The organism is Rhodococcus sp. P4_C10 (assembly GCF_056402135.1).
Window position 1 is genome coordinate 95,686 of sequence record NZ_JBFUHZ010000006.1, and the last position, 25,036, is coordinate 120,721.

The 25,036-nt window shown below is 66.8% G+C and carries 21 protein-coding genes; 7 read left to right on the forward strand and 14 right to left on the reverse strand.

What is annotated here, in order from left to right:
* Positions 1–29 precede the first annotated feature (29 nt).
* The 10 genes from AC1DWC_RS04860 to AC1DWC_RS04905 form a co-directional block, all read right to left on the reverse strand.
* A complete protein-coding gene (locus AC1DWC_RS04860) occupies positions 30–695 on the reverse strand; it encodes an MspA family porin (RefSeq protein WP_477906410.1) in 666 nt (221 codons plus the stop codon).
* A gap of 76 nt (positions 696–771) precedes the next feature.
* A complete protein-coding gene (locus tag AC1DWC_RS04865; protein ID WP_477906411.1) occupies positions 772–1,668 on the reverse strand; it encodes a carbohydrate ABC transporter permease in 897 nt (298 codons plus the stop codon).
* 63 nt (positions 1,669–1,731) lie between these two features.
* Complete coding sequence (locus tag AC1DWC_RS04870; RefSeq protein ID WP_477906412.1) at positions 1,732–2,703, reverse strand: carbohydrate ABC transporter permease; 972 nt, start codon at positions 2,701–2,703, stop codon at positions 1,732–1,734.
* Between the two features lie 27 nt (positions 2,704–2,730).
* Positions 2,731–3,621 (reverse strand): phosphodiesterase, encoded by an 891-nt coding sequence (locus AC1DWC_RS04875; protein ID WP_477906413.1) that lies wholly within the window; start codon positions 3,619–3,621, stop codon positions 2,731–2,733.
* A 45-nt stretch (positions 3,622–3,666) separates the two neighbouring features.
* Positions 3,667–4,404: a tyrosine-protein phosphatase gene (locus AC1DWC_RS04880; RefSeq protein ID WP_477906414.1), complete on the reverse strand. Its 738-nt coding sequence runs from the start codon at positions 4,402–4,404 to the stop codon at positions 3,667–3,669.
* A gap of 41 nt (positions 4,405–4,445) precedes the next feature.
* Positions 4,446–5,810, reverse strand: coding sequence for an ABC transporter substrate-binding protein (locus AC1DWC_RS04885; RefSeq protein WP_477906415.1), 1,365 nt, complete (start codon positions 5,808–5,810; stop codon positions 4,446–4,448).
* A gap of 37 nt (positions 5,811–5,847) precedes the next feature.
* On the reverse strand, positions 5,848–6,981 hold the full coding sequence (locus tag AC1DWC_RS04890) for an ABC transporter ATP-binding protein (protein ID WP_477906416.1): 1,134 nt from the start codon (positions 6,979–6,981) through the stop codon (positions 5,848–5,850).
* Between the two features lie 150 nt (positions 6,982–7,131).
* Positions 7,132–8,013: a MurR/RpiR family transcriptional regulator gene (locus tag AC1DWC_RS04895; RefSeq protein ID WP_477906417.1), complete on the reverse strand. Its 882-nt coding sequence runs from the start codon at positions 8,011–8,013 to the stop codon at positions 7,132–7,134.
* 797 nt (positions 8,014–8,810) lie between these two features.
* Complete coding sequence (locus AC1DWC_RS04900) at positions 8,811–9,842, reverse strand: phosphotransferase family protein (RefSeq protein ID WP_477906418.1); 1,032 nt, start codon at positions 9,840–9,842, stop codon at positions 8,811–8,813.
* Positions 9,835–10,980, reverse strand: coding sequence for an Rv3169 family protein (locus AC1DWC_RS04905; RefSeq protein WP_477906419.1), 1,146 nt, complete (start codon positions 10,978–10,980; stop codon positions 9,835–9,837). Before AC1DWC_RS04905 ends, AC1DWC_RS04900 begins: the two co-directional genes overlap by 8 nt.
* A 99-nt stretch (positions 10,981–11,079) precedes the next feature.
* Here AC1DWC_RS04905 and AC1DWC_RS04910 point away from each other — a divergent pair, with 99 nt between their 5' ends.
* Entirely contained in the window at positions 11,080–11,730 is a 651-nt protein-coding gene (locus tag AC1DWC_RS04910) for a TetR/AcrR family transcriptional regulator (RefSeq protein WP_477906420.1), read from the forward strand.
* A gap of 12 nt (positions 11,731–11,742) precedes the next feature.
* Here the strand turns inward: AC1DWC_RS04910 and AC1DWC_RS04915 are convergent, their stop codons facing one another.
* Positions 11,743–12,735: an AraC family transcriptional regulator gene (locus AC1DWC_RS04915; RefSeq protein WP_477906421.1), complete on the reverse strand. Its 993-nt coding sequence runs from the start codon at positions 12,733–12,735 to the stop codon at positions 11,743–11,745.
* A gap of 465 nt (positions 12,736–13,200) precedes the next feature.
* On the opposite strand from AC1DWC_RS04915, the gene AC1DWC_RS04920 reads away from it, so the two are divergent.
* From AC1DWC_RS04920 to AC1DWC_RS04940, 5 genes are all read left to right on the forward strand, one after another.
* A complete protein-coding gene (locus AC1DWC_RS04920; RefSeq protein ID WP_477906558.1) occupies positions 13,201–14,091 on the forward strand; it encodes a TauD/TfdA dioxygenase family protein in 891 nt (296 codons plus the stop codon).
* An 82-nt stretch (positions 14,092–14,173) separates the two neighbouring features.
* A complete protein-coding gene (locus tag AC1DWC_RS04925; protein ID WP_477837517.1) occupies positions 14,174–14,764 on the forward strand; it encodes a hypothetical protein in 591 nt (196 codons plus the stop codon).
* A 266-nt stretch (positions 14,765–15,030) separates the two neighbouring features.
* Positions 15,031–16,578, forward strand: a complete 1,548-nt coding sequence (locus AC1DWC_RS04930; protein ID WP_477906422.1) for a long-chain-fatty-acid--CoA ligase — start codon at positions 15,031–15,033, stop codon at positions 16,576–16,578.
* Positions 16,579–16,651: 73 nt separating this feature from the next.
* Positions 16,652–17,587 (forward strand): alpha/beta fold hydrolase, encoded by a 936-nt coding sequence (locus AC1DWC_RS04935; protein ID WP_477906423.1) that lies wholly within the window; start codon positions 16,652–16,654, stop codon positions 17,585–17,587.
* Positions 17,588–17,600: 13 nt separating this feature from the next.
* Complete coding sequence (locus AC1DWC_RS04940; RefSeq protein WP_477906424.1) at positions 17,601–18,929, forward strand: MFS transporter; 1,329 nt, start codon at positions 17,601–17,603, stop codon at positions 18,927–18,929.
* 95 nt (positions 18,930–19,024) lie between these two features.
* Here AC1DWC_RS04940 and AC1DWC_RS04945 read toward each other — a convergent pair whose 3' ends face one another.
* Positions 19,025–21,442: a cellulase family glycosylhydrolase gene (locus AC1DWC_RS04945; RefSeq protein WP_477906425.1), complete on the reverse strand. Its 2,418-nt coding sequence runs from the start codon at positions 21,440–21,442 to the stop codon at positions 19,025–19,027.
* A 119-nt stretch (positions 21,443–21,561) separates the two neighbouring features.
* Positions 21,562–22,428: a hypothetical protein gene (locus AC1DWC_RS04950; RefSeq protein ID WP_477906426.1), complete on the reverse strand. Its 867-nt coding sequence runs from the start codon at positions 22,426–22,428 to the stop codon at positions 21,562–21,564.
* A 207-nt stretch (positions 22,429–22,635) separates the two neighbouring features.
* Here AC1DWC_RS04950 and AC1DWC_RS04955 point away from each other — a divergent pair, with 207 nt between their 5' ends.
* A complete protein-coding gene (locus AC1DWC_RS04955) occupies positions 22,636–24,099 on the forward strand; it encodes a flavin-containing monooxygenase (protein WP_477906427.1) in 1,464 nt (487 codons plus the stop codon).
* 40 nt (positions 24,100–24,139) lie between these two features.
* Here AC1DWC_RS04955 and AC1DWC_RS04960 read toward each other — a convergent pair whose 3' ends face one another.
* Positions 24,140–25,036 (reverse strand): mycobacterial-type methylenetetrahydrofolate reductase, encoded by an 897-nt coding sequence (locus AC1DWC_RS04960; protein WP_477906428.1) that lies wholly within the window; start codon positions 25,034–25,036, stop codon positions 24,140–24,142.

Below are 25,036 nucleotides of genomic sequence, written 5' to 3' on the forward strand. Positions count from 1 at the left end.
GGTTTCAAGTTCTGTGCGGAAACGTGCGCTCAGCCGATGCTGAACGGCTGGCCGTACAGGGTGGTCTTGGAGTAGTTGTCGCCGACGATCTCGACGACCGTGTACGCGCGGGCCTGGGCGTAGCCGCCGCAGTTCTGCACCTCGAGCTGGGTGTCCTGGTACTGCAGCGAGTACTTGCCGTTCTTCTTGATGTCCTTGCCGGACACGCTCACGAACTTGACCTGACCGGCGGAGATCGGGACGGTCAGCGACCCGGACATCGAGGGACCGTCGAGGCTGATGCCGCCGCCGAAGGAGCCGCTGAGGCCGGTGATGTCGACCTGGCAGCCGACGATGTAGCCGGTGTTGATGCGGGAGACACCGTGGGTGGAGGAGTTGTTGGTGCCGGGCAGGTTGGCAGCGGCGTTGGTCGGGCCGGCCTCGGTCTCCTTGGTGATGCCGGTGACGTCGCCGGTGACGGTGCCCGAGACCCAGGCGGTGCGGCCCGCGCCGTTCGAGGCCAGCGACGGCGAGATCAGGGCGCTCTCGCCGGTGCGGGTGACCACGACACCGGGGGCGGCCTTGTCGCCGTCGGGAAGCGGAACGACGGTGTCGGCGGAGGCGGTGCCGGTCGTCATCAGGCCGATCGCCACGGCGGCGGCCGCGAGGCCTGCGATGCGGAGTCCGAGCGGACCGGACGTGCGGTTGAAGTGCATTCTGTTCCTCTGGTCGGGTTGTGCATCCATGGTTGCGGTCGAGGTGAGTGCAGTGGGTGAATGGCGCGTGAGGTGACTATTTGAGTCCGGATCGCACGAACGCGTCCACCACGTACCGCTGCAGGAAGATGTAGATGAAGAAGATCGGCAGGCACGCCAGCCCGGACGCCGCCATCACCGCACCCCAGTTGTCGCCCTCGGCGCCGAGGAAGCTGCGGATGCCGATCTGCACCAATGCATCCGACTTTCGCAGCACGAGGGCGGGCCAGAGGTACTCGTTCCATGCCGAGATGAACAGCATGATCCCCAACGCGGCGAGCGCCGGCTTGAGGTTGGGCACCACCACTTTCCACAGCGTCGCCCACGAGCTCTGCCCGTCCATCATCGACGCGTCGAGCAGTTCCCGGGGGAACGCCTCCATGTGCTGGCGCAGCAGCAGCACACCGAAGGCGGCGCACAGGTTGGGCACCACCACACCGGCGACGGTGTCCAACAGGCCCATCTGCGAGATGAGCAGATAGTTCGGGATCATGGTGACCTGGAACGGAACCAGCCACGACCCGACGAACAGCATGAACAGCAACTGCTTGCCGACGAAGGTCCAGCGCGCGAAGGCGTACGCCGCGAAGATCGCCACCAGCAGCTGGCTGACCGCGATCGCCGCCGCCATCAGGAAGGTGTTGACGAGCATCGATGCCATCGGGATGGTCTCCCAGACGTACCTGAAGTTCTCCAGGCTCGGCGGCCACGGCATCAGGCTGGACGACAACGAGTCCTCCGGCCGCCGGAATGCGGTGGCGAACATCCAGTACACCGGGAACACGCTCACCAGCGCCACCAGCGCCAGAATCAGGTGCCCGGTGGCGATACGGCGGCGGGAGCGGGCGGCCACCGGCAGGTCGCCGACATCCGCCGTGTGGTGCGCAGTGGCCGGCATGGTGCGCGCCGGACCCTCGACGGTGATGAAAGCCATTACTGTCCTGAGCCTTTCGTGTCTGGGGAGGGCGAGCCCTCAGTTCTCGCGAGGGCGGGGACCTCAGTTGTCGTAGAACGCGAGCTTGTCGGAGATCTTTACGAACGCAAATGCGATGACACCGAATCCGACGAAGAACAGGGTGCCCGCCGCAGCGGACAGGCCGGCATCGAAGTTGCGGAACCCGAACTCGTACAACAGGTAGTAGATGTTGGTGGTCGATCCGCTGGGTCCGCCCTGGGTGAGCACGTCGATGATCGGATAGGCCCACTGCGCTCCGAGCAGGATGGTCATCAGCGCCATGAACACCAACGTCGGCGAGAGCAACGGGAGGGTGATGCGCCGCGTGATCAGTGATTGGGAGGCCCCGTCCAGGGAAGCGGCCAGCCCGTAGTCGGGGTTGATTCCCGCCACTCCGGCGGAGATCACCAGCACGCCGAAGCCAAGCATCTGCCAGCCCACGACCACGACCACACCGAGCAGCGCGACCTTCGGATCGCGGAACACGTCACCCATCTCGAAACCGAGCGTGGCCGCCACCCGCGGGATGGTGCCCGACTCGGGGGTGAACAACCACCGCCAGATCGCGCTGCTGGCGACCGGTGTGATCAGGAACGGCACGAAGATCAGCGCCTGGTAGAACGTCTTGGCCCGCCCGGTGACCTGACCGCACAGCAACGCGATACCGACCGGGAGCACCAGGGAGAACACCATGAACGCCAGCACGTACAACACCGTGTTCCACAGCGCCTGGTGCAACTCCGGCAGCGCCAGTACGGTGGTGTAGTTGTCCAGTCCCACCGGCACTTTCGGCGTGGTGGGGATCATGTTCCACTGGTAGAACGAGAGCCCGACGGTCTCGGCCAGCGGCTTGTACACCCACACGACGAGCAACACCACCGCCGGCAGCAGGTACAGCAGGGGTACGCCGCTACTGCGGAGCCTGGACCACCACTCGTCGCGCCGAGAGGTGGTCTTCGGTGGCCGCGCCGCGACCCCGGCCGGATCGTCGGCGGTTCGAGCTTCCACGAACATGATGTTCTCCTCCGGTGCTACGCGTCGTCAGTGAGCGGCGGGCTGGGACATCGCGAGCACTGCCTCCTCGGCAGACATGTTCTGCAGCGCCTGGAGACGGTCGGCGGTCAGCTCATAGAGCGTCGGTCCCTCTTCGACCGGAACAACGGTGTGCAGCACCCGATCCGAGTACACGTGCACGAGGTTGAAGGACTGCCCGACATCCTGTCCGCGCATTCCGCCGCCCTGCGGGAACAGGTCCTGGGTGTAGCAGGTGGCGGACGCGACCGACACCGGGATGTCGGCGAAGGTGCACGTGGTCGAGTAGTGCAGGTGGCCGCCGAGGATGCCGCGAACGTCGGTGCCGCGCAGCACATCCTCGAGCTTGTTCTGCTCCCGCAGCTCGACGAACTCGAGCAGGGCGAGCGGGCTCGGCACCGGCGGGTGGTGCAGGGCCAGCAGGGTTCCGTGCGGCGCCGGGGTAGCGAGAATCTCGCGCAGCCAATTGGCCTGCTCGTCCGTGATCTCACCGTGGTGGTGGCCCGGGACGGTGCTGTCGAGCGCGATGATCCGCAGGCCGTCGATGTCGTGGACCATGTCGACGGACTCCTGGGTGGGTTCGGCATCCAGGAGGCCGGCGCGAAACTCCGGTCGACTGTCGTGGTTGCCCATCACCCAGATCACCTTCGCCCCGAGCTTCTCCGCTGCGGGCTCGACCATCGCCCGCAGCCGGGTGTAGGCCTGCGGGTTGCCGGCGTCGGCGAGGTCACCGGTGAACACGATGGCCTCGGGGCGCTGGCCGGCGCGGTCGAGTCGGTCGAACAGGCGCGCGAGTTTGGCGTCGCTGTCGACCATCCCGTGCAACAGGTCACCGTCGCCGACGAAGTGGGTGTCGCTCAGGTGCAGGACGTAGTGTTCGGGCTGACCGTACTGGGACATGGAAGTGCTCCTCTGTATCCGAAGTTGTTTGGTGGGAAGAAGAAGTCAGGCAACGAGACGAGCGGTCAGCACGGACAGCTCGGTGTCGGTCATGCCGTGGGCACGCAGGAAGCCGTGCACATCGCCGTGATCCGCCCGGATCTGTGCGAGGGTCTCCCGCATCAGCGACGCCGGACTGGCGCACACCATCTCGGTCATGTCGAGGTCGTCGGGCAGACCCATCGCCTCGTAGTTCGCGAGCATGGTGGTGGCCCATTCGCCGGCCAGCATGGTCTCGGAGAGCGCGTAGTCCGCGACGATGTCACGCTCGTCCACACCGACCGCCGCCAGGGCCAGCGCCACCACGAGTCCGGTGCGATCCTTGCCCGCGGTGCAGTGGACGAGCACCGGGTCCGGGCCCGCCCCGGCAACCAGCCGGACCGCCGCGGTGAGCGCGGGAGCGTGGTCGGTGATCATCTGCCGGTACAGCGGGCCCAGGCCGAAGCCGTCGGCGTGGGTGTCGAGAGCCGCGTCGTACACCGGTCGGTGCACCGACCGGTGCCCGACTCCGTCCAGCGCGTTCGGCGCGGACTCGGCCTCCTGGGCCTCGCGCAGGTCGATCACCAGCGCCAGGTTCAGTTCGCGCAGGGTGTCCCGGCCGGCCTGGTCCACCTTGTGCAGGGCGTCCGAGCGAAGCAGCGCGCCCCAGCGGGTGGTGCGGTCTCCGACGGGGTAGCCGCCGACGTCGCGCAGGTTGTACGTACCGGAAAGGGGGATTCGCCGAGTGGCGAGTGTCGCGGTCATGTGTAGTCCAAATCTGTTGTCGGGAAGAGAACGTCCGCGATTCAGCGGAGTAGGTCCTGTGCGCGCTGCTGCGCGGCGGCCATGGTGGCGGCGGGGTCCTTGCCGTAGAAGACGGACTCCTCCACCGCGGTAGCGAGGATGTCGTCGATCTGCACGTAGCTGTTGCCCGGGTAGGACACCCACGGCTCCAGTCGGTCGAGCTGCGCGAGGTTCGGCGCGAGCAGGGGATTCGAGTCGGCCCACGGCTTCAGCGTGGCGGGATCCTCGGTCAGCGACGTGCGCAGCGGCAGGTATCCGATCTTGCTGGCGATCTCGGTGTAGGCATGGTCGGAGGTCATGTGCTTGATCAGTTCCCAGCCCGCGCGCTGCTTGGCCGGGTCCTGCGAGAAGACGAACAGCGCGGAGCCGGAGTTCGTGGGGACTGCCTGGTGTCCCTCGAACGCGGGCATCCCGGTGTTCCGCAGCTCCCATCCGCCCGCCTGGGAGGCCTTGAGCATGTTGCCCTGGACTGCCGACGAGTTCATCGTGATTGCGGTGTCGCCCTTCATGAATGCCTCGACCTGTGCAGCCGCGGACTGGTTGGCCAGCACGCCGTCGTCGAACAGTTCGCGGAGCATGGCGACGGCCTCGACCGATGCCGGCTCGCCGAACTCGATCGACTCCCGGTCCGCGGAGAGCACACCGCCGCCCGCGGAGCGGAACAGCGCCTGCATACACCAGTTCCCGCCCTTGACCGAGCAGCCGACGGACAGCGACGGCTTGCCGGTCGTGGCGGTGATCTTCTTCGCGGCCTCGGCGACCTTGGGCCAGGTGGACAGGTCCGCATCCGCGGGCACGCCGGCCTTTTCGAAGGTGGTCGCGTTGTAGAACAGCACCGGGGTGGAGAACACGTACGGCATGCCGTACGTCTCGCCCTTCCAGTCGCCGAGCGTGGTGGTGTTCGGGTGGTACGGGTGGTCGCCGCCGAAGTTCTCCTGCACCGTCTCCTTGCCGACCAGGTCGTCGAGGCTGCTGGCCTTGAGCTGGTTGATCGAGAAGTCGACGGAGTCGAATGTCATCTGGGCGACGTCAGGGGGGGTCCCGGCGAGCATCTGGGTCTGCACGCTGCTGGCGCTCGCGGTGCCGCCCGCTCCCGGCGTGCCCTGCGGCGCCTGAGCCTTGACGGTGATGTTCGGGTGCGCGGCCTCGAACTCGTCGACGAGGCTCATGATCGTGTCGGTCCAGGCACCGGCCTGCGTCAGGTTGTAGGACTCGAAGACGATCTCGACCTTCTGGTCCGGTGCGAGCTCGGGGACGGTGGCGCCCGAACCGGACGCCACGGCGTCGACCGATCCGGTGGCGCAGCCGGTCAGGGTGAGGGCGGCGGCGGACATCGCCACGAGCGCCAGCCCCTTCGTGTTACGCATGGATTCTCCTGGGAGTTTTGTTGGGGGAGGGGGTACTTCAGAGCTGCCCGCTGAGCACACGGGTGTCGAAGTCGGTCAGTTCGGGCACGTCCACCCACTCGAGGCGACGTCCGGTCCCGGCGTCGAACAGGTGCACACGCTCGGCCGGTGCGGCGAGGACCACCGTCTGCCCGACGTGCAGCGCGATGGGGCGCGGTGCCCGCACGCACACCGTGTGCGCGCCGACCGCGCAGTACGCGATCTGCTCGCTGCCGAGGTTCTCCACGGACTCCACGACGGCATGCAGCCTGGCTCCTGGCCCGTCGGTGACTCGGACGGGGGCCAGGTGCTCGGGTCGGAAGCCGAGAATCACTGCGCGGTCTGCAGATTCGCCGGGCCACAGCTGGGCGTCGACTCCGTCACCGGTCGCGGTGACGATTCCGTCCCGCGAGCCGACAGTGGCGTCGAGCAGGTTCATCGGAGGGCTGCCGAGGAAGCCTGCGACGAACACCGACGCCGGGGCGTCGTAGACCTGCTCGGGGGTGCCGATCTGCTCCACCCGCCCGTCGTTCAGAAGCGCGATCCGGGTTGCCATCGTCATCGCCTCGACCTGGTCGTGGGTGACGTAGACGAAAGTCGCGCCGAGCCGCCGGTGCAGGTCCGTCAGCTCGCGGCGGGTGGCGGTGCGCAGCTTGGCATCCAGGTTGCTCAGCGGCTCGTCCATCAGAAATGCCTTGGGCTTGCGCACGATTGCTCGCCCGACCGCGACGCGCTGACGCTGACCGCCGGAGAGTTCCTTGGGCTTGCGGTCGAGCAGGTGCGCAATGTCGAGTTGCTGAGCCACCTCGTCGACCCGCGCCTTCGCCTCGTCCTTGGGCACCTTCTTCACTCGGAGCGGAAAGGCGAGGTTCTTGGCGACCGACAGGTGCGGGTAGAGGGCGTAGCTCTGGAACACCATCGCCACGTCGCGGCGCTTGGCGGGGGCGGCGGTGATGTCCTCGTCGTCGAGGACGATGCGTCCGGCGGTCGGTTCGAGAAGCCCGGCGATCATCCGGAGCAGCGTGGTCTTGCCGCAGCCGCTGGGTCCGAGGAGCACCAGGAAGTCGCCGTCCCGGATGTCCATCGAGATGTCGTCGACCGCGGTGACGTTCTGGAACTTTCGGCTCAGACCCTCGATGCGAATGCTGCCCATGCTCAACTCCCGATGAAATGGCGTTACCCAAACTCGGTTCGTTTGGGAATCTCGTTACATCGAAGAGTTAGCCAGTACAAGGTGAACTGGAGCCGAATGCTCCGACAAGCGCTCATGACTCTTGGGGCAACGGCTACCCCACGGGCGTGATCAGCGCGGTGGGGGTGGATTCAGCAGTGTCACAACCTGTTCCATGCTTCGACCCTCCGCGTCCAGTGAACCGCCATTCGCCTCGCGGACCGCGATCTGCAATCCGATCAGGAAGGACAGCTGGACTACCGTTGACGAGGCTCCGTGCGCGCTCCACGGACCCGTACCTCCGCCGATGACCAATGCGATGTCAGAGTGCTCCACCAGGCTGGATCGGGCGTAGCTCGTCACCCCGATCACCGTTGCGCCGGCCTCCTTGGCCGCGATGACCGAGCTCAGGGTGTAGCTGTTCATCCCGCTGTCGCTGACTGCGAGGCACACGTCCTCGGCGCCGAGGTGCCGGGCGGTGAGCTGTTGCACGATCGAGTCGGACGGCGCCTCGGCCGGGCGGCCGTTGGTCACGAATCGAATCGCCATGGCCGCGGCGCTGGGCGCGGACCCGCCGTTCGCGACGAGCAGTACGCGGCGGGCCGCCCCCAATGCCCGGACCGCGGCGTCAAAAGCCTCCTCGTCGAGGGGAGCCAACGCCGCGCCGAGGTCTCGGGCCACCTCGCCGAACACCGACCGCACCATCCCGACCCCGGGCTGGGTCGCGGCGGCGGTGCCGACGGGACCGTTGGACGCGGCGCCGAGATCGCGCAACAACAGCATGCGCAGGTGTTGGAAACCCTTGAAACCAAGGTTCTGACACGCTCGGACCACCGTCGCCGTCGAGGTGGACGCGTGCTCGGCGAGGTCCGCCGCGGACCACCACGCCACCTCGCGGGGCCGGTCTACGCACACGTCCGCGACCCGACGCTCGCTCGGCGCCAGCGACGACGCCCGCGCCCGGACGGCGGCGAGAGTGGTACCGACTGGCGGGTCCGTTGCTGAGGGTTGCACCCGCTCTGATTAGCACAGCGACGTGAACGGCAACACCTCCACTGCAACTGAGACGGTGGAGATGCCGGCGCAGCGGTCATCTTTGACCTTCTCTTCAAATTCGTCGCCGGGGACGTCTGGACGCGGACCTCGGCGTCGACTACGTCGCCGCGACCGGGACGGGAGCTGTCCTCCGTTTGAGCATGTCTCCTAACCGGCGGGGCGTTTGAGCCAGGCGCACACCGCTGACAGCAGCACCCCGGCGCGGTATGGGAGGTCCAATTTGCCGTAGCGGGTGGGTCATCCGCCGTTGTTTGATGGTGACGAAGGATCGCTCGAAGACATTGCGGACCTTGTGCTTCTCGGCTTCGAACCGGACCGGACGACCACCGCGACCGTGTCGTCGGAAGCGACCCGCGTTTTCTGGTCGACCGGTTCGGCGATCACCGCCTCAATACTGGTGGATCTTCGTGCCGCGGCTGCCGCGGGAACGACCGAGTGCGTGGTCACCGGGTTCGGCCCGCAGGTTCCTGTAACTCGACAGGTCTCCCCGACACGACGCTCGGTGTCGCTGATGCGACTACCGCCGATTAGGAGACACGCTCGAGCCCGGGTCGCGATCTCGTCGTAGACGCGGGGGAAGACCACCTCGACGCCGTCATCGCCACGTGATCATCGTAGGGCGGTGCCGTCGCAGCCCTCGGCCTACGTGAACGCCGGGCCCCTGGTGTCGGCGTGCGGTCTGGCGACCACCCACCGACACCCGAGGCCCGTGCCCCCGGCGAACTCCATCCAGTTCGCCGGGGGGTGAACAACTTCTAGGCCTCGCCCAGGAGTTGTTCGAGTCGCGCCATGCAGAACCCGGTGATGCTGACGTTGTCACCGAGGTTCAGATGGGTGGACAGGCGCAGCAGCGGAACCGAGAGCAGCACCGCGCCGAGCACCTCGTTGAACAGCAGGTTCTGCACCTTCCAGCCGGTCAGTTCCTCGTAGCGGGCGACGGTCTCCTCCCGCGTTGGGGTGCCGGGCAGGGCCGGGTGTCCCTCGTGCTCACTGCACGCCCAGTCCAGGAACAGCACCCAGGCCAGGTCGGCCTCGTGGTCGCCCAGGTACGCCATCTCCCAGTCGAGTACGCCGGCGACCGAAAGGTCCGGCGTGTACAGGATGTTCGACATGCGGGCGTCGCCCCATACCAGGGTCACGTGCTCCGGGTCGTAGAGGTTGGCCTTGAGCCAGGTCAGGGCCTTCTCCATCACCGGGGGCACCTCTGGTGCCGCCCAGCGCACGGCCCAGTCGAGGTAGTTCACGATCTGCTCGACCGGCTTGTCCCCGAACTTGGGCATCGCCAGGAACCCGAGCCGCAGCTCCTCGGGGTCCAGCAGATGCACCTGCGCCATCGTCTCGACGCACTCCCACCACATCTTCGCCCGACCCTGCTCGTCGGCCTCGAAGTAGTTGCCGGCGGTGTGGTACGACGGGAAGTCGCTGGGCGCCTCGGCATTTCCGATGCGGTCCATCACGTAGTACGGAGTGCCGAGCGGGTTGTCGTCCGCGTCGATCCACCGGACGCTGGGGACCGGGAGATCGGTCGGCGCGAGCCGCTCCGAGACCAGGTACTGGCGCCGCAGGTCGTAGTCCGGGAACAGCGAGACCTCGGGAGGCCGCCGGAAGACGTACCCGGCCGACTCGTGATCGGCACCCTCGAGGTTGAACAGGTAGGTCTCGGTGGAGAACCCGCGTTCGGTGCGCTTCCAGTCGATGATCTTCGCGTTCTGTGCACCCGGAATGCGCTGCTGGACAATTGGTTCGAGGGCGGCCGCCAGGTTCTCCGGCGCGACCCGCTCAGCCATTGTTCCCACCGGATCGGTTGGCGCTCCAGTCGGTGTAGCCGTAGCGCGGGTTCACGCCCATGAACACCATCTCGACCAGTCCGTGTCCGACCTTGTCGCCCATCCGGACCTCGACGAGCGTCTCGCTGAGCATGCTCACCTTGCGGATCTCGTTGACGTCGGTGATGTCGACGTCGAAGCTGTCGCTGAAGTCCTTGCCGCGGTACATGCCCGACGCGTAGCCGTTGTACTCGTCGTACCCGGCGAGGCCCGGCCAGAAGTCGCACACGGGCTTGACCTCGATGACGTCGGTCGTGCGGTCCGCGCGGTGCACGGTGAACGTGCCGGACTTGACGACGCGGAGGTCGTCGCGGAAGTCCAGGTCGTGCTCGACGTCGATGATCGGCAGCGGCTCCTTGCCGGAGTCGATCGGGAAGAGCACCTCGCCCTCGAACTGCCAGCGCTCCCCGGTGTGGGTCTCGCGCTGTGCGAAGTGCACCACCTCGTCGTCGAACTGGAAGATGCCCATGTAGTAGAGGACGCCGGCCGGCACCTCGGAGGGCTGCATGTTCCCGCCCTCGGGCAGGCTGCCGCCGCCGCCGCCGTGGCGCACACCCCACGAGTGGTCGCGGCCGAACCACCAGTTTTCGGGGTCGATCTCGATGCGCTCGCCGTCGATCTCGATCCAGCCGGTGATGGTGCCGTTCTGGTAGAACCGGCGCGCATCCTCGCGGACCCGGCCGCGGCTGCGGTGGAAGGCCGCGGTCTGCTCGTAGACCGGGAAGTCGCCGGTGAAGTCGAGCTGCAGGCTCAGGCCGTGCTCGTTGGACTCGACGGTGGAGCGCACCTTGCGCAGCGGCTCGACGATCTCGTACGTGTACGGGCCGACGCTGAACGCGTTCAGGGCCCCGGTCTGGGGGTTCAGCTCGGTGGACAGGCGGACCACGCGGGCCTGCTCGCCCTTGCGGGTGACCATGGCGTAGGCGTCGAGGACGTTGCGGTTCGGGTACTTCGCCATGCCGGTCATGATGCTGATCTCGCCGGACTTGTCGAAGCCGTACATCACGATGCGCTCGGTCCAGCGCAGGTCGCTCTGCGAGACGTGATCGAGGGTCGTGGGGAGCTGGTGGATGAGCAATTCGTCGTGCGGGGTGATCATGGCCTGCCCTTTCGTCGATGGATGCCTGACGACAATCTATTACGGAGCGCTCCGCAACGTATTGGTTTTGCCGAAAGACGTCCGGTACTGTCCGCGGTTGTGGATGAACGCAGAGATCGCCGAACCGGCACCGCCGGAGTGGGACGACCTCGCGATCCGCAGGTCGACGAGGCCATCTTCGCCGCCACCAGGGAATTGCTGGTGGAATGCGGCTATCAGAAGACCACCATCACCGCGATCGCCCGCCGGGCGAAGCTGGGCACCGCCGCGATCTATCGGCGCTGGGCGACCCGGGAGTCGCTCATCGAGGACGCGATCTTCGGGATGCAGGACGTCGCCCTGCCCGAGGCCACCGACGACCTGCACGCGGACCTGCTCACCTGGACCCGGATGTTCCTCGTGCGGATCGCGGAACCCGCGACCCGGGCGGCGATCCCGGGGCTGCTGTCCGCCTACCATTCCGACGACGGCGTCTACGAGCGCCTGGTCACGCGATCCGAGGACCCCGCCCGTGCCGCGCTGACCGCGCGGGTGGCCGCGGCCTTCCCGGAACGTTCCGACGACGCCAACGCCGCGGTCTCCGAGGCCGCGTTCGACCTGTTGATGGCGGCCACCACCATGCGAGGCCTCACCAGTGGGCTCGCCGACGTCGACGCCTTCTGCGCCCGCACCGCCGACTCGTTGGCGCTGCTGGTCACGGTGGACCGCGCCGAGTTGGGTGCCGGGCCGGCGCCGGATTCGGCGAACTGAGGCTGTTCCGTTCTAGAGTGCGGCCCGCCATGCCGTGGGACTGGATCCGAACTCGGTTCGAAACCATCGCGAGAATGCGGAGAGTTCGGAGAACCCGAGCAGTCCGGCGATGTCCGTCAGGGAGCGCGTCTGTTGAGTGACGTACCTCTGGGCCAGCTCCGCCCGGGTGGCGTTCACGATCTCCGAGAATGACGTGTCCGCCCGGGCCAGCTGTCGATGGACCGTGATCCGGTTGACTCCGAGCGTCTTCGCGACATGTTGCAGTGAGCACCGGCCGGTGGGGAGCGTCGTCTCGATCAATTCACGGACGCGATCGAGGTCATCGACAGGCCGTGGTCTGGCGATCGTGTCGATGTACTCCTTCGCGAAGGACTGGAACAGCGGGTCGAACAGGATGTTCGGGAGGTCGAGGTCGCGGGCATGGAATCCGAAGCCGTTGAAGTTCTCGCCGAAGTGGACCGCGCTTCCGAAGGTCTGGAGGTGAAGTGTCCGGTTGGCTGGACTGGCGTGGGTGAAGTAGATGCTGAGCGGATTCCAGTTGTTGCCGACGATGATCTTGACCAGCCGTGCAAGGGCCCAGACGGTCATCTCGGAAAAGTGCCTCGAGGCGCCGTCGGTGGTGTTGAAGTCGACCCGGACCGTCGCGACGTCGTCCGCCTCGGCGATCCGGATGCGGATGGCCTCGCTGCGAATGTGCTGATACCGGCCGAGCAGTGTCAGCACGCCGCGCAGGTCAGGTTCGCCCTGCGCGGCGACGCTGATGGGACCCAAGTTGGTCATCTTGCGGCTTTCGGCCAGGCGAATTCCGAGATCCTCGAGCCCCGTCGCCACCGCCGACCGCTCGAGGAGTTGAACCGCGGCATCAATGGCGATCCACTGGTTCGGCATGGCCAGGTCAGCCGTCTGGAGTCCCACTGACCTGAGGAGGGGCAGCGGGTCAACCTTCCGTGACCGCATGAGATCCAGATAGCCGGTAAGGGCGGCGTTGCGGACGAGCAGGGTCATCGCGGCGTCTTTCCGATTCTTGTGGAACGGCGGAGTGGCCTTCCGTCAGTCGTGATCGACGGGACAGGTTATCCCCGGCGTGCGCAACGAGGTCAGGTTTTCCAGCGGACGAGGCCGAGTGCCTCCTGCGCTGGGATCATGCGACTGCGCACGGTTCGCGTGGTGGTGATCGAGGGTACCTCGCAGATCCGGGCGTGGACAGCCTCCGGAGCTGCTCCGGGCCGTTCCCGCCAGGCGCCGACCTCGCCGTTCGTCGTGGCCATGTGCTCTGTGCGGAGTAATAGCGCGTCAACCGAGATGTAACTCGAGGTCAAATTATCCGATCGAGTGACCGCTACAGTTTCGGCATCCGGTACTGCGAATCCAACCATTTGGTCCGCAATTGACGAACGCCGGCAGTTGATCTTGGCCTCGCCGGCCAATTCGAAAATCTTCCATCCGCCCGAAGGTAAAGGACTGGCCTCCATGCAAACTTCCGTCGAAGTCAAGGGATCCGTGAAAGTTGAGAATTCCTTGATCAAATCAAAGCAGCTGACCCGCCACATCGGCGCCGAACTGTTCGACGTGCAACTCCCTGACATCACGCGGGACGAGACGCTCTTCGCCGAAATGAAGTCGCTTCTGTTGAAGCACAAGGTGCTTTTCCTTCGGGATCAGAACATCACACGGGCTCAGCACGTCGAGTTCGCGAAGAAGTTCGGTGCGCTCGAAGACGGCCACCCGAACACGGATGCCGACTCGGGCGTGGTCCTGCTGTACAAGGACAACTCGAGTGAGGGGCATTACGAGAACGCCTACCACAGTGACACCAGCTGGCGCGAGTGTCCGTCCATGGGCTCGGTTCTGCGCTGCGTGGAGAAGCCGGAGATCGGTGGCGACACAGTCTGGGTCAACATGGTCGAGGCGTATCGGGAGCTTCCGGACCGGGTCAAGGAGGACGTGAGGTCCTTGCGTGCCCGGCACAGCTTCGAGGCGGTATTCGGCGCCGCCAAGCCGCTGGAAGAACGGTACGAACTTCGAGAACGATTCCCCGATGCCGAGCATCCTGTGGTGCGCACGCATCCCGAGACGGGGGAGGAGATCCTCTATGTGAATGTCTTCGCCACGCACTTCACCAATTTTCACACCCCGGACCGCGTCCGTTACGGTGCCGACTACTCACCGGGTGGAAGCGATTTGCTCAACTACCTGAAGAGTCGTGCAGCGATCCCCGAGTACCAGGTTCGCTGGACCTGGACGACGGACAGCATCGCTATCTGGGACAACCGATCAACACAGCATTACGCGGTGCAGGACTACTGGCCCGCCGTCCGAAAAATGGAGCGCGCGACGATTGCGGGCGACAAGCCGTTCTGAGATTCACCATTCTGACGTATTTGCTGCGGGCTGGACCCGCCCGGCATGTACACCCCATTTTCAGCCTTTGAAAGGAATCGCAATGAGCAAGTTCGACGTCACCAAGACGAATATCGCGGTCGCGCAGCTGATCGAGCGGACCGACAACCCGCGGCACAAGTACTTGCTGCATGCCTACAACCGGCACCGCAACCTCGAAGTCGCCGGCCGGTGGGAGGAGATCTTCGCGCCGGACATGATGGTCGAGAACCCTGTCTACAACTTCAGCACCTTCGGCCGCACGGTTCGGCTCGAGGGTGCCGATGCGATCAAGAGCATCTACAGCGAATGGGCCGGCACCGGGGAGTGCATCTTCTACGTCGAGGACGAGAAGATCGCTGTCGGCGACAACCTGATCAGCACCGACTTCGTGCTCTACCAGCAGACTCCGGGGGCCTCGCTGGTGGCTGAGGGTGTCGACGTCGACCCGCAGGCGACCTACCTGATGAAGAACCGGCAGTACATGAACTGGCCCTACGACGACGAGGGCCGCCTCATCGGTGAGGACGTGTGGGAGGTCGACGCATCGACCCGCGAGTACATCCGACTCGCCCCTTCCGAGGTACTCACCTGTGCACAGTCGGCGCCGCTGCTCGAGCACCTGATCACGCCGTTGCCGGAGCGCCCCTTCTAGGGATTCCTCGCCTCTGCCCCGCCGAAGCTGTTGGCGGGAAGCGAGACACCGCTCCGTCAATGCCCCGGGACGGCCCGCCGCACACTTGGCGGCCCGGCGTGGACGCATCTGCGCCGGGCCGCGCGAGCTCCCAGTAGGGCTGTCCGAGACCGACCAGATTCCCCGCCGGCCACTTCCCCGGCGGGCGCCGGCGCCACCAGACCGATGTATCCGCCGGCGAAATCGCAGATCAACCGTCGGCCGTGCCAAACCGAGAGAGATGCCACATGCTCAATCTGTCCATGTTCCTCGAGGATTCCGCTCGTCGGTTTCCGGACCGTGACGCGCTCGTCCACGGCGAACAACGGTTCACCTACGCCCGGGTCGACTCCGCCTCGAACCAGGTAGCCAACCTGCTCGTGTCGAGCGGGATTCAGCCCGGCGACAAGGTGGCGATTTCCCTCCCGAACGTGCCGTGGTTTCCGATTCTCTACAACGGGATCCTCAAGGCCGGCGCGGTTGTGGTGCCGCTGAATGTCTTGCTCAAGGGCCGTGAGATCGCCTATCACCTGGCCGATTCGGATGCCAAGGCGTACTTCTGCTTCGAGGGGACGTCGGACCTGCCGATTGCCGAGTTCGCCCGCGAGGGCTTTGACGACACGCCGAACTGTGAACGTCTGTTCGTCGTCGGCGCGGACCAGGTGCCTGGGGGTGCGGACAGCGCCACTCTGGCGTTGGCGGACCAGTCCGACGAGTTCGAGAGCGTGATTCGCGAGGCCACCGACACCGCGGTGATCCTGTACACCAGTGGCACCACCGGCCGGGCCAAGGGTGCCGAGCTCACGCACTCGAACATGGTGCTCAACGCGCTGGCGTCAAACCGCCTCTTCGACTCTCAGCCACACCATCACGACACGCATCTGACCGCGCTACCTCTATTCCACACTTTCGGTCAGACCGTGAACATGAATGCCGCGTTCTCGGTGGCTGCGACGTTGATCCTGTTGCCGCGGTTCGATGCCAAGTCCGCCTTGCAGATCATGAACGAACAGAACGTGACGGTCTTCGCGGGCGTGCCGACCATGTACTGGGGTCTGCTCGAGACGCTCGGCACGGTCGACGACGGAATCGACGTGGAACGAATCGCGACGAATCTGCGCAAGGCGATCTCCGGCGGCGCATCGATGCCGGTAGAGATCCTCAAGCAGTTCAGGCAGCGATTCGGGGTCCAGATCCTCGAGGGTTACGGACTCTCGGAAACATCACCGCTCGCGGTGTTCAGCGATTCCGAGAGAGACGCGCGAGCGGGGTCGATCGGCACGCCGATCTGGGGCGTGCAGGTCCGGCTGGTCGATGCGGAGTGGAATATTGTCAACGGGCCGGACATCGTGGGAGAGATAGCAATTCGAGGCCACAACGTGATGAAGGGTTACTACAGCCGGCCCGAGGCCACCGAGGAAGTGCTGCGTGACGGCTGGTTCCGAAGTGGGGACCTCGCCCGCCGCGACGAGGACGGCTACTACTACATCGTCGACCGGGCCAAGGACATGATCGTGCGGGGTGGTTTCAACGTCTACCCCCGGGAGATCGAGGAGGTACTCATGACGCACGAGGCGGTCTCGTTGGCTGCGGTGGTCGGAGTACCGCATGAAAGTCATGGCGAGGAGGTCAAGGCCTTCATCATCCTCGACAAGGATGCGGAAATCTCCGAAAGTCAGCTGATCGACTGGACCAAGACACAGATGGCCGCCTACAAGTACCCGCGGCAGATCCAGTTCGTGGCCACGTTGCCGATGACCGCCACGGGGAAGATTCTCAAACGCAGCCTCGTCTAGGCGTAGACACATCCGACAGCGCCGGCAGCCGTGGTCCATTCGTAATGCGACCCGGACGGCAGCCAAATACCTGATGATCACTGGCCCGATGGGGCAATGCTACCTGGAGAAGGCGATGCTTGAAGAGATGCAAATTGTGGTTGGAGACGTCCGGTCGCCGGTAAAGACCAACTGCCCCTTGGGTTCCGATGAGGTCGTGCTCTTCGTGCACGGAAATCCCGGTTCGGCCGGCGACTGGGATCCAATCCTGACGAAAGTCGCCACCTTCGCTCGGGTGATCGCCCCGGACATGCCAGGCTTCGGCGACGCCGAGCGTCGAGCGGATCAAGCCTACGACGTGCAGTCGCAGGCGGAACACCTCGACGGCATCGTCAAGCAGTTCGGCGTCAAGCGTGCGCACCTGGTCCTCCACGATTTCGGGGGTCCGTGGGGTCTCGCCTGGGCCGCCGCTCATCCGCAGCAGGTTGCGAGCGTCACGCTCATCGACACCGGCGTCAACAGAGACTCGCATTGGCACGGGTTCGCTCGGCTGTGGCGAACTCCGTTCGTCGGGGAACTGGTGCAACTGCTGATGACCCGCCGGGTCAACCGGGAGATAATCGGGCGAAAGAACCCCGCCTTGCCCGAGAATTGGCTGAACCAGATTGTGGACCACGCCGCCCCGGTTGGCACCAAACAGGCAGTGCTCCAGATGTATCGGTCAATGGATCTTTTCCTCCTCGAGAGCAGCTTGACGGACCCGCTGCGGGATCTGGAAGTTCCGGCGCTCGTCGTGTGGGGCGCGGACGACCCTTTCTTCCCCGTCGACTTTGCCCGGCGTCAGTTGGAGAGCTTCCCGGGCGCGCAGGTCGAAATTGTGCCGGGAGCCGGGCACTGGCCCTGGCTGGATGCGCCCGACAAGGTCAACGAAATTGTGTTGCCGTTCCTTCATGCGCAGCTCGACGACGCGTCATCCGATGCGGCCGGTGTCACGTGCCGCGACCTGCCCGAGGCCACGGTCGGCCATTAGTCTAGGAGCACCAATGGGACTGCGTGCCCACTCCCTCGAACACTCGGCCGACGTAGCCATCGTCGGTCCGGGTGCCCGGTCGTCGAAGTATCCGTGGATCGTCTTCGCCCTCACCTTCGGTCTGCTGCTAGCGGACTACATGTCCCGGCAGGTTCTCAGCGCTGTTTTCCCGTTCTTGAAAACCGAATGGGCTCTGTCTGATTCCGAGCTCGCTTCGCTCTCGAGCATCGTTGCGCTGATGGTCGGCCTCCTCACCCTGCCGCTGTCGTTGTTGGCGGACCGGTGGGGCCGGGTCAATAGTCTGATTCTCATGGCGCTTCTCTGGAGCATGGCCACCTTGTTGTGTGCGGTGGCCGGCAGCTACGAACAGATGCTCGGAGCCCGGTTCCTCGTCGGAGTGGGCGAGGCCGCGTACACCAGCGTCGGGATCGCGGTCGTGCTCAGCGTTTTCGCGCCCCGCTTGCACGCCACCCTCAGCGGAGCATTCATGGCCGGAGGATCATTCGGATCGGTCATCGGTGTCGCGCTCGGCGGTGTCATCGCCGTCCACCTGAGCTGGCGCTGGTCGTTCGCGGCCATGGCGATCTTCGGTTTGATCCTGGTGGCGCTGTACCGCGCACTGATCACCGAACACAAGCTCGCCCAGCACGCGGTTGACGACATGCCCGCAGTCGTTGCTGCGACACCGACGAGGGGCCGGGTGCCGGTCTCGAGCCTGTTCACCAATCCGGCGGTTGTGTGCGCCTATGTCGGCGGCGGACTGCATCTGTTCACTGCCGGGGTGTTGCTGTCTTGGCTGCCAAGCTTTTTCAACCGCTACTACGGCTTGGCCCCTGCCAAGGCAGGGGTGGTGGCGGCAGTCTTCGTTCTGCTCGTCGGCAGCGGGATGGTGATCTGCGGCATCATCACCGACCGAGTCGGTCGTGTGGACACCAGCCGCAAATGGACTGCCGCGATTGTCTTCTGCATGATCTCGCTCGTGTTCCTGACGCTGGGATTTCACGTCGGTACCGGGCCCGTGCAGCTGGTCCTGATCGGAATCGGAGCCTTGTTCTCCGGTGGCGCGTCGGGTCCGTCGGCGGCGATGGTAGCGAACCTCACGCACTCCTCTGTGCGGGCCTCTGCAATGGGTACGCTCGCAGTTGCCTACAACCTGCTGGGGATGGCACTGGGCCCCTTCGTCGTTGGTGTTCTCGCCGACCGTTACGGGCTCCTCGCTGCGCTGCAAATCTGCCCATTGGTGTACCTCGGCGCGATCGCCGCGCTTGTCGCCGGCAAGCGCCTCTATCCGGCCGGGGTTCGAAAGTTCGCTGCCCTAGGCGCGGGCACACCGTCTCCGTGAACGTCCCGACCCATGCGGCTTCACCCACGCAGATTGGGGAACGCGTGGCGTTCAGGAGTAGACGTGGGTCACGGGTATGGGTGTGGTCCTTCCGGTCAGGAACCGTCGGCGTGCAACTCGTAATCCCCGGTGGCGCAACCGGTGAGCAGCATTCCGCCACCGGTCGGGGCGGTCTCGACGTTCTCGATCCCGATCGTGTCGAGGGCCGAGGCGCCGCCGCCGAGCTCGCCGGGGAACCAGACCTCGAGTCGGCAGCTGCCGTCGCCGGCGCGGCCGGTCAGCTCCAGTCGGTCGCCGTCGGCCGCGAGGCGGGTGATCCGCCCGGGCGCGAATCGCGGGTAGGCGCGGGTGAGCTGGTCGAGCAGGGCGGTGTTCCGCGGGGCGTCGGCCCCGGTGCTGCACAGGACGGGCATCAGCCCGTCGCCCAGCTCCTGGATGCCGTTCTGCGGGTCTCCGCAGGCCTGCCGCCACACCCAGTAGGCGCCGCCCTGGGCGTGCGCGTCCTGCGCCGTCGCGAAGCGGGTGGCCTTGTCGACGAGTCCGTCGCCCCAGAAGCCGAATTCGCCGCTCCAGTACGGGACGCCGTACATGCGGGCCACCCGGTCGGCGAGGGTGAAGCCCCGTTCGACGCTGACGATCGTCGGCAGGCCCAGCGAGGCGTCCATGGTGATCGACTCCGCGTACAGGTGCGGGGAGAAGACGATGTTGCGGTCGTCGGTGAAGCCGGGCGGCGGGCCGCTGTCGAACCCGAGTCCGGACCACAGGATGCTCGGCTCGAAGTAGACGATCTGCTCGGCGCCGGCCTCCCGGATGGCGTCGATGGTCCGGTCGTAGAAGCGGCCGAGCAGCAGCGAGGAGGTGAGCGGCGCGGTCTCGCCGAAGTTCGGCTCGTTCAGCAGGTCGTACCCCGCGACGGCCGGCTCGTCCTTGAACTCGCCCGCGAGCATCGCCCAGGCCTGCACCAGTCGGTCCTGCACGCCGTCGGTGTCGTAGTAGAAGTTGTTGAACGCGCGCCCGCCCGCCGGGGAGATGTCGCGGCCGGTGAACTGGCAGCGCGGCGCGCCGTCGGTGATCGTGGCCCACTCGGGGGCGCCGTCGTAGCCCCACATCGGCGAGGTGCCGGGCCGGCAGCTGACGTCGTCGGGCGACGGCGCGTTCGACCAGCCGTCCTGGTGCATGTCGAGCACGGTGTAGAGGCCGTGTGCCTTGGCCTGCGCGACGGCGACCCGGATCCGGTCGACGTACGCCTCGTCGTAGCGGCCGCGATCCGGCTCGAGGGCGGACCAGGACAGGCCGAGCCGCACCACGTTGAACCCGTCCGCGGCGATGCCCGCGAAGTCCTGCTCGGTCAGCGGCAGGGTCGACGGGACCTCCGGGCGGGGCGCGTAGAAGTCGACGAGCTGGTTGACGTTGACGCCGCGCAGCAGCACCTCACGGTCCGCGGTGTCGGTGATCGTGTCACCCGAGACATGCAGGGGGAGAAGGGCACCGGTCTCGGCGGCGGCGATCGCGTCGGCCGTGGCGGGCGGCGCGGGCTCGGCGTCCGCAGTGGCCAGGAACGGCACCGCGACCACGAGCGCGGCGACCACGACCGCGCCGACGGGCACCAGTGGGCGGCGGGCCGGACCGGGCGCCGACTGCTCGGCGTCGTGCTGCGCCGGACGACGCCGGGCCCACACGGCCGCGAGCCCGACGATCCAGCCGGTGCAGGCGCCGTAGGAGACGCCGTCCGCGAGCCGGATGTAGGTGGCCATCAGCGGCCAGAGGTCACCGGCGAAGCTGTCGTCGGAGAGCAGTCCGACGAGCGTCGCGGCCAGGGCGAGCAGCGCGCCGGCCCCCATCGCCGCGAACCACCCGGCGAGGAAGGTCGCGGCAGGCCCGCCCGCCACCCGGCGACCGAGCACCCGCTGGCAGCCGATCGCCCCGAGGGCGAGCACGACGACGCCGCCGATCGTGGCGAACGCCCCGTTGAGGGTGTTGGGTGCGGGCATCCACCGGTCGTACGGGGCGCCGGCCCACCACTGTCCCGCCAGGACGGGGGCGAGGGCGCCGAAGGCCAAGGCCCCGACCCAGACCGACGGCGCCTTCGGGAGCGGGTCGGGGACCTGGCGCCGTCGGCCGGCCACCGCGACGACGCCCGCGACGATCAACGCGGCGGGAATCGCCTTGGCGAGGGCGAAACCGCTGCCCCACGCCGCGGCCGTGAGGTCTCCCGCCGCCACCAGCGACATCGCGAGCTTGGCCAGCAGCACGGCGAGCACGACACCCGAGGCGGTGGCCGCGAACAGCCAGCGGGTGCCGGCGATCGTCCGCACCGTCCACCACGTGAGTCCGAGCAGCACCGGCAGGTAGACGACGAAGGGCGCGACCTGCCAGGGCGCCCGGATCGGCCAGAGGTGAGCCCCCGTCCAGCCGAGCAGGCTCAGCAGGCCGCTCGGATCAGCGGCGGCCTGCGCGATCACCAGCACGCTCAGTGCGAGTGTTGCGAGCCAGGCGAGGCGATTTGCGGGCACCGGTACTTCCCTTCGGTTGGGGACGATGCGCCAGCCTAGGTGCTGCCGGGCCCGCCGACCGGCCGGAGCTGGACGGTGGTCCAAGTTGTGGGATGGTCCGCGATCGGGTCCGGTCGTGATCAGTCGGCAGGGAGCAGGCGCCGGAGTGTGCGGACGGTCCGGGTCGGCCGCACCGGCTCCCACACGTCCCGGTCCTCGAAAGGCCATGCGTAGACAGGACTTCCATCGCACACCAGCCCGAGTACCCCGGGTTCGCGCAATTCTTCCGCAGACCACTCGTACAGACGCTGCAATCGGGGTTGGATTATCCCGTAGTCCAGCATCCGGCCCAGGGGGTTCTCGTCGGCGATGTACTCGTGAACGTCGCGCTCCAGCGGATACCTGTCCGGCACGATGCGGGCGAGGGAGAGGAACACTCCGGTCACGGCGACGGTGGGATCGCCCAGTGCCGGACCGATTCCGCTCAATCGCCGCAGGGCCAGCCGGGGCGCGGACACCAGTGCATGCGCATAGAGCATCCGCAGCAACATCACATTGAGGAAGAAGCGCTCGGCCGCGTTCTCCTGCTCGGCGAGGTCACGGTTTTCCAGGTAGGCGGCGACGATGCTCGCGTTGTGTGCCCGGTACCAGGTCCGGCCATGAGGATCCGCGACAAAGGACATCCACAGGCGTATCACCGGGGACGACGGGGCGCCCCCAAGTCCGGCGCTCCGCGCAACCGCCTCGCAGCCGTCCCGTAGCAAGCGCTCGTTGACCGCTCGCCACCACGGGCTGCCCGCGGGCGTCGTGTGCAGTGACGCGAGCACACCCCGCGCCAGTTCCCAGCGCATGAACGCGAGAGCAGCACGACGGAAGGGCAAGTGGTCGGGCGCCCGCCCGTGCGGGCCGTGATAGGTCCGTGCGAGCAGTTCGAGACGCTTCACGGGCCGTTCTCGTACGGCATCCACCTGCTCGAGAGCCAGATCGGCGGCCGAGAGTTCCGTCATCTTTGAATGATGGTCGCACTTCCGGTGACCGTGCAAGCAGCATGAGCGGGGGACCGCTCCCTCTCCGTCGCCGATCCATGCATTGCCGAATCCGGTAACTTCTCGGCCGGGGAGCACCGGTGGTAGCGCTCACGCGGCTGCGCCCATGGCGTCATACCTGGAACGACGACGAACGGGGGCAGGGAAATGGGATCACACAGACCGTCCGTGACGATCATCGGCAGTGGATTCGGCGGCCTGGGCATGGCGATCGCCCTGCGGAAGGCCGGCATCGAGGACATCACCGTCTTCGAGAAGGCCGACGACCTCGGCGGCTGCTGGCGGGAGAACACCTATCCGGGTGCGGCCTGCGATGTCCCGTCGCACCTGTACTCGTACTCCTTCGAGCCCAAGTCGGACTGGTCCCGCCGGTTTGCCCCGCAACGCGAGATCCTGGACTACCTGCGGCACTGCGCGACCAAGTACGACGTGTTGCGGCACATCCGGTTTCGCTCCGAGGTGGCCGGCGCGCGCTTCGACGCCGAGGGCAACCGTTGGGACGTGAGACTGGCCGACGGCACCGTCCATCTCACCGACGTCCTGGTGTCGGCCTGCGGGCAGCTCAGCCGCCCGGCGTGGCCGCGGATTCCCGGCATCGAGTCATTCGAGGGCGAGATCTTCCACTCGGCCAACTGGAATCACGAGTACGACCTCGACGGCAAGGACGTGGCGGTGATCGGCACCGGCGCCTCGGCGATCCAGTTCGTGCCGCAGATCGCGCCGCGGGTGCACCAGCTCCGGCTCTTCCAGCGTGGGGCGGCGCACGTGCTGCCCAAGGTGGACTACCCCTATCCTGCGGCCGTGCTGGCGGCATTCGCGAGGGTTCCTGCCCTGCAACGGCTCTCGCGCTGGTTCACCTACTGGACGTTCGAGGCGCGGGCCATCGCGTTCACCCGCGTCCCGCGGCTGATGGCCGCGGTCGATCTTCGGTTCCGGCGTCACCTGCGCCGCGGAGTCGAGGACGCCGGCGTGCGCGCCCGGCTCACACCGACCGACCCGATCGGTTGCAAACGGATCCTGCTGTCCAGCGACTTCTACGACGCGGTGACCCGACCGAACGTCGAGGTCGTCACCGACGCCATCGCGACCGTCACGCCCGACGGCCTGGTCACCGGGGACGGTACGCGGCACCGGGTGGACGCGATCATCCTCGGGACCGGTTTCGCCGCAACGGACTTCCTGGCCCCGATGCACATCACCGGACTCGACGGTCGCGAACTGCGCGAGCAGTGGGCCGAGGGAGCCGAGGCGCATCTGGGCATGACGGTGTCCGGCTTCCCGAACCTCTTCCTGCTCTACGGACCGAACACGAACCTCGGGCACAGTTCCATCGTGTTCATGCTCGAGTCGCAGATCCGCTACGTGATGCAGGCAGTCGGCCGACTGTCGGGCGGTGAGGTGCGGCGGCTCGACGTCCGTGCCGAGAGCCAGCGCGAGTCGAATGCGGTGGTGCAGCGGCGCATCAGTGCCACCGTGTGGGATCGCGGCTGCACCAGCTGGTACACGACGGACTCGGGCCGAAACACCAACAACTGGCCGGGATTCACGTTTGCCTACCGGTTGGCCACCCGCCGACTGCGGGACGCCGACTTCGAGTCGCAGCCGCCCGCGCAGCGCTCGGCCGTGCGGTGAACGCCGTGCCCGGCCGCACACCGCACCGCCGGGTGTCTCGTCACCGACCCGCCGCCCCCCGCGGTGACCAGTAGTCGAGCATCGCGGCGAAGGTCTCGCACGCGGCCCCGGAGATTCCGTAGGGCGCCTCGAGATGCACGCTCAGCGGAAATTCGAGATCGCGCATGCCGTCGACGACGCGGCGGTACAGGTCCAGCAGGTCGCGTCGACGCTGCCGCGGGGAGCCGGTCGCGGTGCGTGCGACATACTCCTGCTCCCGACGGACCGACTCGTTCCCCGGATCGCGGATGAGCCAGTCGATCAGTCGCACCTGCTGTTCCATCTCGGGGACGAACCCGAACGACAGCAGGATCTCGGGGCGGTGCTCGGAACGGGTCGCGAACTCACGCAGGAATCCCACGATCCGTTCGGAGTACAGCAACTGGGTCAGGGCGAAGGTCGCCCCGCTGGCGCACTTGACCGCGAACCTGTCGTGTTCGCCTCGCCGGGTGGGGATCAGCACCACACCGCGGTGCGGGATCAGGTCGCGGCAGCCAGCCAGGGCCTCGTCGGGGGTCACGCCGGGAGCGTCGGCGGCGGGCAGCCCGTGTGGCTTGCCGACGAAGACGATGCCGTCCATGCCTGCGTCGCGCAACCGCCGGACGCGTCCGGCGAGTTGCGGCCCGTCCTGGAACACGGTCACCTGGGTGCACAGGCCGGCGACGGCGCCGAGCGACGGTCGCGCCGCCTCCCAGAAGTCCAGCACGTCCATCCGCGGCGTCAGCGCCACGGGACGATCCGAGTCCTCGGAGATGATCCCCGGGATCATCACGTGGCCGACGCGGTCGGTCAGCCCGTGGCGGCCGCCGAGTTCGGCCGCCGCGTGAGCCTCCTCGACGGCCCGGCCCACGCCCGCCCGCAGCTCGGGCGGCACCAACTCCAGTGCCACCGTGTTCAT

What these genes read in the sequence shown, in the direction of transcription:
- AC1DWC_RS04860 (WP_477906410.1), bottom strand. Translation starts at nt 695, where the DNA reads ATGCACTTCAACCGCACGTCCGGTCCGCTCGGACTCCGCATCGCAGGC.
- AC1DWC_RS04865 (WP_477906411.1), bottom strand. Translation starts at nt 1,668, where the DNA reads ATGGCTTTCATCACCGTCGAGGGTCCGGCGCGCACCATGCCGGCCACT.
- AC1DWC_RS04870 (WP_477906412.1), bottom strand. Translation starts at nt 2,703, where the DNA reads ATGTTCGTGGAAGCTCGAACCGCCGACGATCCGGCCGGGGTCGCGGCG.
- AC1DWC_RS04875 (WP_477906413.1), bottom strand. Translation starts at nt 3,621, where the DNA reads ATGTCCCAGTACGGTCAGCCCGAACACTACGTCCTGCACCTGAGCGAC.
- AC1DWC_RS04880 (WP_477906414.1), bottom strand. Translation starts at nt 4,404, where the DNA reads ATGACCGCGACACTCGCCACTCGGCGAATCCCCCTTTCCGGTACGTAC.
- AC1DWC_RS04885 (WP_477906415.1), bottom strand. Translation starts at nt 5,810, where the DNA reads ATGCGTAACACGAAGGGGCTGGCGCTCGTGGCGATGTCCGCCGCCGCC.
- AC1DWC_RS04890 (WP_477906416.1), bottom strand. Translation starts at nt 6,981, where the DNA reads ATGGGCAGCATTCGCATCGAGGGTCTGAGCCGAAAGTTCCAGAACGTC.
- AC1DWC_RS04900 (WP_477906418.1), bottom strand. Translation starts at nt 9,842, where the DNA reads ATGGCTGAGCGGGTCGCGCCGGAGAACCTGGCGGCCGCCCTCGAACCA.
- AC1DWC_RS04905 (WP_477906419.1), bottom strand. Translation starts at nt 10,980, where the DNA reads ATGATCACCCCGCACGACGAATTGCTCATCCACCAGCTCCCCACGACC.
- AC1DWC_RS04915 (WP_477906421.1), bottom strand. Translation starts at nt 12,735, where the DNA reads ATGACCCTGCTCGTCCGCAACGCCGCCCTTACCGGCTATCTGGATCTC.
- AC1DWC_RS04920 (WP_477906558.1), top strand. Translation starts at nt 13,201, where the DNA reads ATGCAAACTTCCGTCGAAGTCAAGGGATCCGTGAAAGTTGAGAATTCC.
- AC1DWC_RS04925 (WP_477837517.1), top strand. Translation starts at nt 14,174, where the DNA reads ATGAGCAAGTTCGACGTCACCAAGACGAATATCGCGGTCGCGCAGCTG.
- AC1DWC_RS04930 (WP_477906422.1), top strand. Translation starts at nt 15,031, where the DNA reads ATGCTCAATCTGTCCATGTTCCTCGAGGATTCCGCTCGTCGGTTTCCG.
- AC1DWC_RS04935 (WP_477906423.1), top strand. Translation starts at nt 16,652, where the DNA reads ATGATCACTGGCCCGATGGGGCAATGCTACCTGGAGAAGGCGATGCTT.
- AC1DWC_RS04940 (WP_477906424.1), top strand. Translation starts at nt 17,601, where the DNA reads ATGGGACTGCGTGCCCACTCCCTCGAACACTCGGCCGACGTAGCCATC.
- AC1DWC_RS04950 (WP_477906426.1), bottom strand. Translation starts at nt 22,428, where the DNA reads ATGACGGAACTCTCGGCCGCCGATCTGGCTCTCGAGCAGGTGGATGCC.
- AC1DWC_RS04960 (WP_477906428.1), bottom strand. Translation starts at nt 25,036, where the DNA reads ATGAACACGGTGGCACTGGAGTTGGTGCCGCCCGAGCTGCGGGCGGGC.